This is a genomic window from Neobacillus drentensis (assembly GCF_021560175.1).
Taxonomy (GTDB): domain Bacteria; phylum Bacillota; class Bacilli; order Bacillales; family Cytobacillaceae; genus Neobacillus; species Neobacillus drentensis_A.
Genome location: NZ_CP091110.1, coordinates 3,266,389 through 3,278,687 on the forward strand (window position 1 = coordinate 3,266,389; position 12,299 = coordinate 3,278,687).

17 protein-coding genes and 2 pseudogenes are annotated in these 12,299 nt (G+C 35.1%); 6 read left to right on the forward strand and 13 right to left on the reverse strand.

What is annotated here, in order from left to right:
- Nucleotides 1-320: 320 nt before the first annotated feature.
- From L1999_RS15280 to L1999_RS15295, 4 genes and pseudogenes are all read right to left on the reverse strand, one after another.
- Complete coding sequence (locus tag L1999_RS15280) at nt 321-596, reverse strand: hypothetical protein (protein WP_235739342.1); 276 nt, start codon at nt 594-596, stop codon at nt 321-323.
- Nucleotides 597-645: 49 nt separating this feature from the next.
- A complete protein-coding gene (locus L1999_RS15285; RefSeq protein ID WP_235739343.1) occupies nt 646-828 on the reverse strand; it encodes a hypothetical protein in 183 nt (60 codons plus the stop codon).
- A gap of 361 nt (nt 829-1,189) precedes the next feature.
- Nucleotides 1,190-2,079 (reverse strand): annotated as a pseudogene (locus tag L1999_RS15290) (cation diffusion facilitator family transporter).
- A gap of 189 nt (nt 2,080-2,268) precedes the next feature.
- Nucleotides 2,269-2,607 carry a YmaF family protein gene (locus tag L1999_RS15295; protein ID WP_235739344.1) on the reverse strand — a complete coding sequence of 113 codons (339 nt, stop codon included), beginning with the start codon at nt 2,605-2,607 and terminating at the stop codon, nt 2,269-2,271.
- Nucleotides 2,608-3,018: 411 nt separating this feature from the next.
- Between L1999_RS15295 and L1999_RS15300 the strand changes: the two genes are divergently transcribed.
- Nucleotides 3,019-3,540, forward strand: a complete 522-nt coding sequence (locus tag L1999_RS15300; protein WP_235739345.1) for a DoxX family protein — start codon at nt 3,019-3,021, stop codon at nt 3,538-3,540.
- A 203-nt stretch (nt 3,541-3,743) separates the two neighbouring features.
- Here L1999_RS15300 and L1999_RS15305 read toward each other — a convergent pair.
- Together L1999_RS15305 and L1999_RS15310 are read right to left on the reverse strand one after the other, a co-directional pair.
- Nucleotides 3,744-3,964, reverse strand: a pseudogene (locus tag L1999_RS15305) (aldehyde dehydrogenase family protein); the annotation flags it as partial.
- Nucleotides 3,965-4,217: 253 nt separating this feature from the next.
- Nucleotides 4,218-4,502, reverse strand: a complete 285-nt coding sequence (locus L1999_RS15310) for a hypothetical protein (RefSeq protein ID WP_235739346.1) — start codon at nt 4,500-4,502, stop codon at nt 4,218-4,220.
- A 255-nt stretch (nt 4,503-4,757) separates the two neighbouring features.
- Here L1999_RS15310 and L1999_RS15315 point away from each other — a divergent pair, with 255 nt between their 5' ends.
- Together L1999_RS15315 and L1999_RS15320 are read left to right on the forward strand one after the other, a co-directional pair.
- Entirely contained in the window at nt 4,758-4,886 is a 129-nt protein-coding gene (locus L1999_RS15315; protein WP_235739347.1) for a YjcZ family sporulation protein, read from the forward strand.
- Nucleotides 4,887-4,917: 31 nt separating this feature from the next.
- Nucleotides 4,918-5,010 (forward strand): YjcZ family sporulation protein, encoded by a 93-nt coding sequence (locus L1999_RS15320; protein WP_235739348.1) that lies wholly within the window; start codon nt 4,918-4,920, stop codon nt 5,008-5,010.
- 352 nt (nt 5,011-5,362) lie between these two features.
- Here the strand turns inward: L1999_RS15320 and L1999_RS15325 are convergent, their stop codons facing one another.
- The 3 genes from L1999_RS15325 to L1999_RS15335 all read right to left on the reverse strand — a co-directional run bounded on the left by L1999_RS15325 (nt 5,363) and on the right by L1999_RS15335 (nt 6,466).
- The gene (locus L1999_RS15325; protein WP_275677704.1) at nt 5,363-5,722 is read right to left on the reverse strand and encodes a DUF1259 domain-containing protein; all 360 of its coding nucleotides are present in this window, start codon (nt 5,720-5,722) and stop codon (nt 5,363-5,365) included.
- A complete protein-coding gene (locus L1999_RS15330) occupies nt 5,723-5,956 on the reverse strand; it encodes a hypothetical protein (protein WP_235739350.1) in 234 nt (77 codons plus the stop codon).
- 408 nt (nt 5,957-6,364) lie between these two features.
- Nucleotides 6,365-6,466, reverse strand: a complete 102-nt coding sequence (locus L1999_RS15335) for a YjcZ family sporulation protein (RefSeq protein ID WP_235739351.1) — start codon at nt 6,464-6,466, stop codon at nt 6,365-6,367.
- 581 nt (nt 6,467-7,047) lie between these two features.
- On the opposite strand from L1999_RS15335, the gene L1999_RS15340 reads away from it, so the two are divergent.
- Both L1999_RS15340 and L1999_RS15345 read left to right on the forward strand, forming a co-directional pair.
- Nucleotides 7,048-7,188: a YjcZ family sporulation protein gene (locus tag L1999_RS15340; protein WP_235739352.1), complete on the forward strand. Its 141-nt coding sequence runs from the start codon at nt 7,048-7,050 to the stop codon at nt 7,186-7,188.
- Nucleotides 7,189-7,241: 53 nt separating this feature from the next.
- On the forward strand, nt 7,242-7,328 hold the full coding sequence (locus L1999_RS15345; protein ID WP_235744358.1) for a YjcZ family sporulation protein: 87 nt from the start codon (nt 7,242-7,244) through the stop codon (nt 7,326-7,328).
- A gap of 410 nt (nt 7,329-7,738) precedes the next feature.
- Here L1999_RS15345 and L1999_RS15350 read toward each other — a convergent pair whose 3' ends face one another.
- Entirely contained in the window at nt 7,739-9,289 is a 1,551-nt protein-coding gene (locus L1999_RS15350) for an FAD-dependent oxidoreductase (protein ID WP_235739353.1), read from the reverse strand.
- A gap of 156 nt (nt 9,290-9,445) precedes the next feature.
- On the opposite strand from L1999_RS15350, the gene L1999_RS15355 reads away from it, so the two are divergent.
- A complete protein-coding gene (locus L1999_RS15355) occupies nt 9,446-10,288 on the forward strand; it encodes an SDR family oxidoreductase (RefSeq protein ID WP_235739354.1) in 843 nt (280 codons plus the stop codon).
- A gap of 20 nt (nt 10,289-10,308) precedes the next feature.
- Here L1999_RS15355 and L1999_RS15360 read toward each other — a convergent pair whose 3' ends face one another.
- From L1999_RS15360 to L1999_RS15370, 3 genes are all read right to left on the reverse strand, one after another.
- On the reverse strand, nt 10,309-10,821 hold the full coding sequence (locus L1999_RS15360) for a CBO0543 family protein (protein ID WP_235739355.1): 513 nt from the start codon (nt 10,819-10,821) through the stop codon (nt 10,309-10,311).
- A gap of 102 nt (nt 10,822-10,923) precedes the next feature.
- Complete coding sequence (locus tag L1999_RS15365) at nt 10,924-11,121, reverse strand: hypothetical protein (RefSeq protein ID WP_235739356.1); 198 nt, start codon at nt 11,119-11,121, stop codon at nt 10,924-10,926.
- Between the two features lie 663 nt (nt 11,122-11,784).
- On the reverse strand, nt 11,785-12,294 hold the full coding sequence (locus L1999_RS15370; RefSeq protein ID WP_235739357.1) for a hypothetical protein: 510 nt from the start codon (nt 12,292-12,294) through the stop codon (nt 11,785-11,787).
- Between the last annotated feature and the right edge of the window lie 5 nt (nt 12,295-12,299).

Genomic DNA, 12,299 nt, shown 5'->3' on the forward strand with positions numbered 1-12,299 from the left:
AAATAGTCCCATCTGGAATATTGGAATAGTCTCTATATTTATGGGAATGCTTTATTGAGATACAATTTTCTACATTGTCCATGGACTTTCAAAAGCCTGGTGGAAATTCCACCAGGCTTTTTACCACTCATAATAAAAAACAGAGCACTTCTGCACTCTGTTAAATAGATAAAAAGATTTGAATAGAAATATTTCACATCAGCTGCTTCTTTTACTCTATCCTTGAAATCTATATACGTATACCAATCACATTTCACAACATTGATATAAACAGCCGCAGGTGTACTTGTAATACTTATCTATTCAATAATACAAATAATTTACATACTGTTTGATTTATTTAAAACGATCCCTGAAATCATAGATTTAGCAAGCTTTATAAGTTCTGTGGTTTTACCATAAGAGATTGATGTGCGATAAGAAGTTTCATCTTCCCATTCCGCATCGACTATAATCAATGTATCATTAAGGGATATTTCAACATTAAAATAATTACATAGGACAAGGTTATTCGATAACTCATTCAATACTGTAAGTAATTCATCAAAATGACTATACTTCGCTATTAAACTACTGTGCAATCTAAAATTCCCCATAAATCCCCCTTTATACATTTGACATAGTGTACAGATCATAGTGTCTTATTTAGACTACATCTTTATAATCTTCAGACTTAGTTGTCGTTATTCCTCTCTCATTCATTGCAGAAAGAATCAAGTCTATTTCATGAAACATCGCCTTAGTTAATATGCCTCTTTCGATATTTTTGTTTATCTCATTATAAAAATCAATTAATACTTCATTAGGCAATTTTTCATATAGATTCATAAGTTACACCTACTTTTGTAATAGACAGAAAATTTAATATTATTATAAAGCGAAAAGAGAGCGTTTTCAATTAGTTCTTTAATTTCTCATAAATATTTAATGTTTAATGAACAAATATCCAATATATAAGGAGGCATTGTTCAAAAGAAAAAGACTCGGCAAGATACCGAATCTTTTTAGTAGGGGTTTGTTTAAAAGGCTTGCAAGTTGTCCTAGTTGCAAATTTATCATACTGGTTAATTTTGAACAAACTATGAACAAAGTATTACATTACATTTAATTATTTTAGGATAATAGTGAGTCGACTTTTTTCTTAATGAAGTAATCCTTTTCTTTTCAACTACCTAGCAGATTTAAATAACTAATTTTGATAGTAAGGATTTAAGTGAATAGGTACCTCTTCAATATTATCATGTTTTTTCATTAGCTCTTGTTTGATTTCTCTCGTAAGATCATGTCCTCTTTAATGGTTTTCTCGTGATCGATTGAAATTCTAAGGTCCACTAATACATAGTGGCCATGCTCCCTTGCTCTAATCTTATCGATGCGTTTAACATCTGGAAATGATGAAATAATCGAACGGTAGTCCAACATTATTTCAGTATCTATGTTCCTTTCAAGTAAAATATCAAAAGATTCTTTAAGCATTTCAATTGCGATTTTAAAAACTAATATAGCAACCACAATACTGGCAATTTTATCGCCATAAAGGAGAACGTGAACATTAAGTTTATCCCCAATGATGGATAGGATTACCCCTCCTGCAGCTGCTATCGATGCCACAATATCCGCTTTATGATCGAATGCAATGGCCTCAATTGCTTTACTACTGTGGACCTTGGCAACCTTTAATGAATACCTATATAGAAACTCTTTTAAACCATAAGAGACAATTGATATCCACATCGCAAGTATATTTGGTGCAGAGATAGGATGAAAAAGTCCAACAATTCCCTCATAGACCACGTAAAAGGATACGATAAGTAATACGATCCCAACTATTCCTGAAACAATTACTTCTGCTTTTCCATGGCCATAAGGATGCTCCTTATCTGCAGGTTTATTCGCTATTTTTATAACTAAGAGAACTATTACTGAAGCAAAAACATCGGCGGCTGAATGGATGCCATCAGCAAATACTGCATCACTTTTCTCGTAATAGCCGACAATTAATTTCCCGAAGGTTAGAAGTATATTACTTATTACGCTTATCCAAGCAACTTTTTTTGCTAGTGATTCCCTAGTACCCATTTTTGTTACCTCCTAAAAAAGACACTTTTGTATCTTATCAAATGGAAATTGAGTGAGTCTAGAGAAAATTATTGAACTGAACTATCAGTTTATCAGTTATATAACAGTTTAATAGAGAACAAACAATGTTGCATTTAGGAAAAATAAATAACCAACCTAATATTCTAGGTTGGTTTCGTTTAAGAATTTTTATTTATTACCTGGAGCAGGTTGGTCAACTCCTTTTACGTGATGCCGATGTTGATCGTTTTCAGTAGTATAAAAATCATAATAATGTACATGCATACCATTTCCAACTGGTATAGCAGGTCCCGAATACGCCTTATAATGATGGGTATGACCGTCTTCAAACATTACATAACCTTCTGTGTAATGAATATGGTTTCCATCCTGGGTTTGGATTGGAGGAGAAGTGACATCTAAACATTGATGAACATGACCATCCGCCACCGAAGTATAATCCACTGATCCATGAGTATGATGTGGTACAAAACCGTTTACAAAATCATCTTTCCCTACCTTCGCCATTTGCACACTCTCCCCGCTAAGGTTTTTCACTCATTTTCTTTTTATTTAACCTGTCTTCAATATCGTTCAAGAACAATTGTTCAGTTGCCGCAAATGATTCGGGTGCAACTAACATCTGATTAATCTGATCCAAGCTTATATGACCAGTAAGATTAGTCTGATCCTTCTTTTTTATCCCTCCTTTACTCCCATCTATACCATGTTATTTGTTTTATTTTTGAATTATGTTATTACACAAAATGGCTTTATTAATTACATGAAAGGAAATTGAAGTAACCGACTTGCAGGAATATATCACTAGGATTTCGATATAATTTAGTTCCTTTTCCTTATTGATAATCATATCAGATTATTTGATAATGATAATCAATATCAATGATAGTCGTTATCATTTACTTGGGAGGTTTTATTATGTTTATTCAATTATTAAAGGAAAATAGCAAAGTATCTCTGTTACTTACTGTTCTTAGACTTTATCTTGGGTGGCAGTGGTTACATGCTGGTTGGGGAAAAATTTCTAGCGGAAAATTTGATGCAAGTGGCTTTCTTTATGGAGCAGTAAAAAACATGTCTGGTGAACACCCTTCTGTTCAACCTTGGTGGGGGAAATTTCTAAAAGAGGTTGCAATTCCATACGTGGATCTATTTAATGTCATGGTTCCTTGGGGAGAGTTATTCGTGGGTCTTGGATTAATTTTAGGATTTTTTACTTCATTTTCTATATTAATGAGTCTTACTATGAACTTTGCTTATATGTTATCAGGAACAACAAGTACCAATCCCCAAATGGTTTTATTAGGGATGTTTATTCTTGTGGCAGGTTTCAATGCTAGCAAAATCGGATTGGATCGCTGGATTATTCCATTATTAAATAAAATGATATTTAGTAAAGTAAATACTGAACAATTGTCTCAAAGTGCTCCTAGAACATAGAGTACGAATGTACATAAAATAAAAGCATGAGGACCCCGAATCCCCATGCTTCGTTTACGTTAAAATTACATCTTCTTTTAACCATTTTATATAGTTACTTTTTTTAATGTTGTATTTATCTCCTTTGTATGTTTCGAACAATAATTGTTACAAATGACCATAGTTAAAAAAAATTAACATGATTATATTTGGTTACTTTATTTTCACTCTGGTATATATGGTAACTCAAGGTTTTAGGATTATTAATTACATGTGTCTCCACATATGATTTTAGTCCTTCATCTCCATACTCTCTTCAGACACCAGACTGCTTAACTCCTCCAAAAGGAAAACGGACATCAAGACCTTGAACCGCTGCTGTGCTAATCATAGTTGTCCCTGCTTCAATTCTACGTCCAACTTTGATTGCATGTTCTTCCTCTCCTATTATCTTCCACCACTAATGACATTCTTCTTCCTTTCTTTATTCCTCTTTCAAGTAAAATATGATTGGTTATGTAAAAGTGTGGACGCATATATGAAAAATTGGATGTGGTAAATGAAAAATAACAAGGACAGATTAAACTAATCTGTCCTTGTTCCGTAAAATTTTAATATCTTATTCTGATTTTCAGTCATATCAATACCTTTTACATTTACAAATTAAAAGAACCCTCAAAGATGCTATTCAAACGTCTTTAGGGTTTTGGTGAGTCAATCCTCTTACCATCTTTTGTTGGATTTTTGACATAATATAACGCTGTACACAATCTTGCTTCGATATATTCCAAAGGATTGTGAATGACAATTTCACCATCGATTCTTTCTTGTTCCATTTTGGCAAACATTGATAAAGCCCTGGCGGTTAAATCTAAAGCCCTTTTTAACCTATAAGTGTCATTATCATAATCTCTGTCATTTGCGTGACATGAAATTTCATCTGCTATTCTAATGATTTCCTTAAGTCCTTGATAGTTGGTCAATTTAACCACCTCCCAATAAATATTATTAAATTGTGATTTACTTTATTACTACTTATTCTTCATAGCTTGGCTCACCATTTTTTGAAACCCTGATAAGTGGCCTTTATTTGTTTTATAATCATCCAATTTTTGACTTTTCATTTAGGCGAATAATCGAATTTTCTAAATGGATGATATTTGTCCAAACGATTCTTGTCTTAGTAAATATACATAGAGTGATATAAATTTCTTACAATCTTATAGGTGGTGAAAAATATGGGCTACGGTTACGGATGTGGCTTTGGCGGCTTCGGTTATGGAGGATTTTACGGCGGCAGTTCTTTTGTTTTAATCGTAGTATTGTTCATCCTTCTTATCATTGTAGGGACTGCTTTCATCTATTAATATTGCTTAAAAGTAAGTGAAGGTGTTATAAATGAGCGACGGCGGATATGGAAATTCATTTGCCTTAATCGTAGTATTATTCATTCTTCTCATCATTGTGGGAACATCTTTTGTGTTCTACTAATAAATGATTAAGAAACCGAATGACATTCATTCGGTTTCTTTTTTTGCACATTTTGAATAAGGAGGGAATAATCCTTTCCAAAAAAAAGGGGAAAGTATACATTATTGTAAGCAACTAGACGGCCATATTTATTTACCCTTGGAAGAAGAAGGGAACGGAAACCTTCTTCTTTAATGGGGATATAACAGTCCTCTGTGTAACAAAGGGATTTCTTGTTAGATGATTGCTTTCAATTTGAAATGGATGGAACACCACCGACAGATGCTTAGCAAGTTCTTAGAGAGTATGGTGATAAAATGAAAAAAGAAGCCATTTGTGATTATTTTAATAAGTATCACAAATGGCATTCTCTTTAGAGTAGGCCTGCTTCCCTTACGGCTGCAATACTATTTCTAGCAAACTCTTCCGCAGACATGCCAACATTCTCCCAATGGATATACAATAAACGTGGTTTTTCAAAAAGCCAATGGTTATGAAAGGCCGTTACAATAAGACCTCTTTTCCGTAATGCAGCAATAAATCGATTGAGTTCCCTTTGGAGAACAACCGATTCACCAAGGTTTAGACCATTATTTTCAAAGGATAACATAAACTGAAGTGCCAGCGGTGAACGTGTGCGTCGGCCTAAAATAGTAGCATTAATATTTCGAAGACGCATTACAGTACAAACAGGTACTGCTGCAATAACTTTTCCTCCGATAATATCTGCCAGTCATTGGCATGTTGAAGCAGTTATATCCCTAACATCCCCCCGATCAGTACTTGTCATTTGTTCGCTCGACTCATGCCCCATATGGTTTGAACTAGATTCAATGTTTGAATGATGCCCAGTCGTTCTGGAAATGGATTCAGATTCTACAATCATCTCATTTCTCTCGAAAGAGCTTGATTCGGTATCACGATTTACAAATCTAAACCAATTTTCAAAAACTTCTCGTCTTTCCATAACCGATATGGTTCCCAGCAATCCTCTTCTAATATTTTAAAATGTATTTTTTCATTTGATGTTAATTAAATCGTCAATATGTTTAATAAGTACCTCAAAAAAGTCCTCATAGCCTCAATGCCTAATAAGTCATTTTCATTAAGTATATATATTGGGGTTTCTCCATAGATTTAGCTTTATTTAAAGGGGATTCTATAACTGCCCACTCACCATCACTCCAGATTGCAGTTTGAAAAAAATTCCTTCAACAATAATTTCACGAAAAGCAGCTCTTTGTAATTCATTGCCATTATCCAATTTTGGCTCTCCAGCAGAGCTTGGTTAATATCCCTTTTATTCCATATGAGTATATAACTATTTACACAAAAAGAAAAAAGCCTTTTATAAGGCTTTTTTCGAGAATTTAAATTAGTAAAAACAGGTTGCTCCAACGATAATTAATAAGATAAATAGTATAACGATTAAGGCAAAGCCACCACCTGCGAAGCCTACACCATCGGACATATACATAACCTCTCTTCAGCTGTTACCTATAAAATATATAAAATACCAAAAAGGGGATGGCCATTAACTTCAATTAATGCCCTTTTCCAAAGGGTGTCTTCCCTGTGCCCTGCTTAGTGTAGTCCTTTATTAAGTCGAAAGGTTTAATAAATACAAAAAATCTTTACAAGGGGCTTCCTGTGATTGCGACTACCTTTGACAAGTCTATGTGCTAAGCAAGACTATGGCTTTTCGGCTACACTCTAGGCTATGCATCATTTTAACTTGAGTACCCAATCGGTTAAGCCTTATTTGGAGGAATATTTTTAGAACAGACCAAGAAATTTATTCGTTAAAAAATCAGCCCTTGTCCAGCTCATTTTATTATCTTGTACATATAATATGATTACACCGCCAGCTACCAGACATATATATTACCTCTTTGGATATAAGAAACGTTTGCCTATAAAGCAAACGTTTCTTTGCATTTATAGGCATGTCGTACCTTTTGCTTTTCAATATGATATTTGTCCAAGCAATTCTTGTCTTTTGAAATATGATACATAGCGAAAGGTTTATTTCGAACAAAATAACAGGTGGTGATAAGTATGTTTGGATACGGAGGATTCGGAGGCTGCGGCGGTTTTGGCTACGGTGGTGGTTTTGGCTACGGCGGAGGCAGTACATTTGTTTTAATCGTTGTACTGTTTATCCTTTTAATTATTGTTGGTACTGCTTTTGTTTTTTAATAAACCAATACACGTTCAAGCGGAAAGAATGATTAAGGTTGGAGGTGAAATAAATGGACGGATTAGGAAGTAGTTTTGCGTTAATCGTAGTATTGTTCATCCTTCTTATCATCGTTGGTACATCATTTGTGTTCTACTAATAATAAGATGGATGGAACAGGAAAAGGTCCCTTTATCGGACCTTTTTTCGATTATCCATATTAGCATTATTAAAGTCGGTTTTCTTAGCATAGGAAATATCGGCTTTTTTGATATTGAAATTTCTTAGCGTATTTTTCGAGCATTTGGTTGTTCGGACCCCTTCTTTTACTAAATATCAAGAAACAGCATGAAGGCAGCTTCTTCTTTAATATTACGGTTCAGGTAACAACATTTGAGGGTGACTATAAGTGTACTTCCCATCGTGCGATAAACAATAATCACCCTAGTTCATTGTAAAAGTTTTGCGTCTAGATTAGAACTTAGACATTTATAATTATTATTACTACTTGTTAGTGAAATTAGAGAAATACGGTTATTGTTGCTTCCCAATGCCTCTATCATAGAACTTCTATGGTTTTTCAGATTGGTCCAGTATTGATTCCAATTTATTTAATCCTTGAACACCTGGACCATCAATAACATCACCTTCATAAGAATACCGAGAACCATGGCATGGGCAATCCCATGACTTTTCAGCTTCATTCCATTGACATTCACAACCACAGTGGGTACAGGTTGTATCTACAATACATAGGTTGCCAATCTCATCCTTGTATGCACCTGCTCTTTTCCCTTTATACGTAACGACTGAACCTTCACCATTTCGAAGGTCCCCTGGTTCTTTTGAAACAAACTTCACCTTGCTTGTTATATGATGAAATGCAACATCCGCATTAGTTGTTAATGCGGCTAACAAATCAGGATTAGCATCAAAGCGTGATGGAGAATAAACTTCTTTATATGGGTTATCCCGATTGAGAACATAATCTGTTAACAAATGAGCAGAAGAGATCCCATTTGCCATGCCCCAATCATTAAAACCTGTTGTGACTAAAATATGTTCCTTACCTTGTGTTATCGGTCCAATGTAAGGGACCCTATCAAGGGTAATATAATCCTGTGCAGACCAGCGGTAAGAATAATCTCTTATACCAAACAGATGCTCGGCATAATCCTGAAGTTCATTATAATATTTAAGGGTATTAATGTCTTGCCCGGTTTTATGACTACCACCGGCAATGATAAGTAATTTTCCTTCGTTCAAAGGCGTATAACGAAGGGAACGTGTTGGGGTATCAGCACTAATATACATACCGCCTGGATATTCCTGATCGGTTTTGATACCAATTATATAAGACCGCTGCGCATACATTCTGGCAGAATAAAGCCCTGGCTTATCATAAAATGGGTAGTTGGTAGCAATAATTACATGGTTGCAATTTATTTTGTACCCGTCTTTTGTAATAACATGGGGACCCACTTTATCCTCTTCTAATTCCACTGCCATTGTATTTTCAAAGACTCTACAACCCATCTTTATCGCTTCATTTAAAAGCCCTCTTAAAAACTTTGGCGGGTGAAATTGAGCCTGATCTACCATCTTAATACTATACTTTATTTGGAGATTAAATGGAATTGAATCCGTTAAATTACCTTTGATACCTAACTTTTGATAGGCTGTCCACTCTTTCTCAATATTTTTAGCATATTTATCTGTTACAGCATAAACATAGGCATCTTGCCTGCTGAAATCACAGTCAATTCCTTTTTCCCTTGAAGTATTCTCTACAAACGGGATTGCATTTGAACTAAACTCATAATAAAGCTTGGCTTTTTCCTCGCCAAAATATTTTATTAAATGGTCGTAAATTAAGATATGCTGTGCTGTTAGTTTGGCGGTTGTATGTGCTGTTGTGCCGTTAAGGATACTCCGAGCTTCAATAATGGCAACCTTCACACCTTCTTTCGCGAGTAAGTAAGCCGAAGTAATTCCTGAAATTCCTGCCCCGATTATGGTAACATCCACAGTTAGATCTTCATTTAGTTTGTTAAAAGTAGGAAGCTCCAGATCACGCCAATAAGTTGTTGAATAATTTTGGACATTTTTCGATGAATCCATATGCAATCCTCCCAAAATTTAAATGGAACCTGTGGTTAACTTTTCCTGAGAGAAAATATTAATTCAAACTTTTGTCTAGGATATATTTCCCTCACAGCAATCATAATCTATATCAGAATTTCATTTATATCAGCCAAAATGAGAGGAGTGTATTTGATGGGTTTCCCACCTCAGCAACAAAGTAAGCCCGGACTTGAATCATTGATGACTCCAAGACCGATATTTGATAACCCCAATTACAAACCAGCCGGTAAACTTCTGAATAAGGTAGCTCTCATAACAGGTGGCGATAGCGGTATTGGGAGAGCTGTCGCTATTATCTTCGCGAAAGAGGGTGCAGACATTGCAATCTCATATCTAAATGAACACAGCGATGCAAATGAAACGATGTTTAATATCCAGAAATACGGACGACGTTGCATTACCATTCCAGGAGATATAGGGTATGAGCAACCTTGCCAACAAGCTGTAATGCAAACGATTCACCAATTTGGTCGTATTGACATTTTGGTGAATAATGCCGGTGTACTTTACATTAAGAACAGTTTACTTGATATAGATTCGAAACAACGAGCAAGCACTTTTCACACAAATATTTTTTCGCAGTTAATTTTGACCAAAGCTGCTCTGCCGTATATGAATTCAGGGAGCTCCATAATAAATACAACATCTATTAGTGCCTATCTAGGAGATCAAGATTCAATTGACTACTCTGCATCAAAAGGAGCGATTGTTTCATTTACACGCTCTCTGTCATTGTCATTGGCATCGAAAGGGATTCGGGTCAATGGTGTTGCTCCAGGACCAATTTGGACTCCATTAATTCCAGCTTCCTTACCTCCTGAACAAATTGCAACTTTTGGAGATAACGTTCCCATGAAGCGAGCTGGTCAACCATTTGAAGTGGCACCTGCTTATGTATTTTTAGCCTCCGATGATGCATCTTACATATCAGGTCAAATTCTACACGTGAATGGGGGGGAAATTGTAAATGGTTAAATATTACGAAACGGGAAGTTTTATTTCATTTTGCTGACTGGGACATTGAAAAATAATAGTAGTCCTACAATTATTAGGACAGACAATCCATAGGCTAATAATGGCTTTTTGTAATGGAGCCGTATAAAAGGCAATTGAACAATATAAAAAATCACAGACCATCCGAAATTCCAACCATTATGGTAACTCATTAAACCCATTTTGTAGTTTACTAACTCGACGACAGACAAAAGGGTCACCCAGAAGATGATCCAGGCAACCTGTTTTACCCAACCAGTTGGATACCGTCCTATATATATAAACACAATGGATGGATAAGAGAGAAACGTTACAAGCAGATTGTTAAAAGTATGATTTGGAATAATATCTGTAGGGTCATATGACCACAACGGATAATTATATGTAAGAAAGTTATATAACAAGTCCAACATGATGACAAAGAGAAAGGTGGACTGATAATTCTTCCAGTTCCGCCAATCTCCCCAACGCCATGCAGCAAGAATCCATAACAACATGCGTACAATAATGTACATAAATACCATCCTATTACAATAAATTCCCAGCAATTGTATTATGACTAATTTTACTTAAAATATGCGTTGCTTTTGCCTACGTTAATAGGTTTCTGCATTTTGCTACCGAACCGGTGCCCCCATGGGCACGGAAAAAATTGGGCCTTCTCCATGGTTATAATGAGGATGATAATGAGGATGATAGTGATGGTACAATGACAATGGCACTGAGTATCCGTACCCCATATGGGTTCCGTAAGGATATGGCATATATCCTGTTCCATAATGATAAGGCATATAGGCTCTCATGTCTGGATTCATATTTCCACCTGCTTTCTTTAGAGTTTTTTGTTAATTTGATAATTTAACTTATTTTTGAACCGCATATGATTCTTTAGATAGTCTATCCAACTATTATTTTTAACTCCAAAATAATAGTCTTATGTTTTTCTAATACGGCACACTTTGGGGCGGTATTTTCTATTTAAAAAAGGTAAACCGTATGTTGGTAAGGATGAAAATTGACCTATCCAATAGTACATTTCACAAAGGCACATACCTCTTTATTTTTCAAAAGAATCCCCTTAAATAATTTTACAGCCCTTTTTCATATCACAATTTCATATTATTCTTCTGGTATTGTCCAAGACTTAGACATTTACCCATTACGAGGAATAACTGGCCACACTGGCGATTTTATAACTTTTTAATATATCAATTGTTTTATAAATAAAAATTTGATTCAATCCTAATCTTAAAAAATGTGAATCTGAATAATCTAAATAATTCAGTGTATGGTGGATGGAAATACATCTGAATCAGTTTACCTAATGGGAAATACTATTGCAAAGCACTTATACAGGCAAATAACGGTGATATTTAAACAAGATTCCGACAAGAACAAAGGACCCCTGATTCAAATTGGGTCCTTTGTTCTCTTATTTACTTTTTTTACACCTTCTTACTCTGTTCCTCTAAAATATCTTAAATTTTAGGCAATGTGATGGAATCCTTCACTTTATTTTGCATCGAATGGAATGTTTCCCTCCCAAAGAAGGCATCAGCCTTCCCTTTAATTTCTTTTAACATTTCATCGTTTTCAGCTAAGGCTACTCGAATCCTTTGTATTAGTTGTAAAGCATTCTGACCAGTAATTTGTTGAGCTACTCGTTCTAGAAGAACCTTAGTATCTACCGAATATTTTTCCGCAAAACTATGGCACATGACCATATTCATACGAAGTGATTCTCGATATTCATCTGTAAATGCTCTTCTAATACACCCTCTTACTCCTGCATATCCATATGAAATCTCTGATGCTGCTCTGTAAAATAGGACCATTCCATCTGCATGACTTGATTCAGGATGAACGCGGAGTTCGGTTATTAATGACATTAATCTTCTTACCATTGGTTTTGCTGACTCCATTGTATTCCACCATTCTAACAACCGTTTCCTCTCTTCAAAATCCATTACCAATGGTTTATTGACCACTTTTT

What these genes read in the sequence shown, in the direction of transcription:
- L1999_RS15350 (WP_235739353.1), bottom strand. Translation starts at nt 9,289, where the DNA reads ATGGATTCATCGAAAAATGTCCAAAATTATTCAACAACTTATTGGCGT.
- L1999_RS15360 (WP_235739355.1), bottom strand. Translation starts at nt 10,821, where the DNA reads ATGTACATTATTGTACGCATGTTGTTATGGATTCTTGCTGCATGGCGT.
- L1999_RS15315 (WP_235739347.1), top strand. Translation starts at nt 4,758, where the DNA reads ATGGGCTACGGTTACGGATGTGGCTTTGGCGGCTTCGGTTATGGAGGA.
- L1999_RS15330 (WP_235739350.1), bottom strand. Translation starts at nt 5,956, where the DNA reads ATGGAAAGACGAGAAGTTTTTGAAAATTGGTTTAGATTTGTAAATCGT.
- L1999_RS15285 (WP_235739343.1), bottom strand. Translation starts at nt 828, where the DNA reads ATGAATCTATATGAAAAATTGCCTAATGAAGTATTAATTGATTTTTAT.
- L1999_RS15320 (WP_235739348.1), top strand. Translation starts at nt 4,918, where the DNA reads ATGAGCGACGGCGGATATGGAAATTCATTTGCCTTAATCGTAGTATTA.
- L1999_RS15345 (WP_235744358.1), top strand. Translation starts at nt 7,242, where the DNA reads ATGGACGGATTAGGAAGTAGTTTTGCGTTAATCGTAGTATTGTTCATC.
- L1999_RS15280 (WP_235739342.1), bottom strand. Translation starts at nt 596, where the DNA reads ATGGGGAATTTTAGATTGCACAGTAGTTTAATAGCGAAGTATAGTCAT.
- L1999_RS15340 (WP_235739352.1), top strand. Translation starts at nt 7,048, where the DNA reads ATGTTTGGATACGGAGGATTCGGAGGCTGCGGCGGTTTTGGCTACGGT.
- L1999_RS15335 (WP_235739351.1), bottom strand. Translation starts at nt 6,466, where the DNA reads ATGTATATGTCCGATGGTGTAGGCTTCGCAGGTGGTGGCTTTGCCTTA.
- L1999_RS15295 (WP_235739344.1), bottom strand. Translation starts at nt 2,607, where the DNA reads ATGGCGAAGGTAGGGAAAGATGATTTTGTAAACGGTTTTGTACCACAT.
- L1999_RS15300 (WP_235739345.1), top strand. Translation starts at nt 3,019, where the DNA reads ATGTTTATTCAATTATTAAAGGAAAATAGCAAAGTATCTCTGTTACTT.
- L1999_RS15355 (WP_235739354.1), top strand. Translation starts at nt 9,446, where the DNA reads ATGGGTTTCCCACCTCAGCAACAAAGTAAGCCCGGACTTGAATCATTG.
- L1999_RS15365 (WP_235739356.1), bottom strand. Translation starts at nt 11,121, where the DNA reads ATGAATCCAGACATGAGAGCCTATATGCCTTATCATTATGGAACAGGA.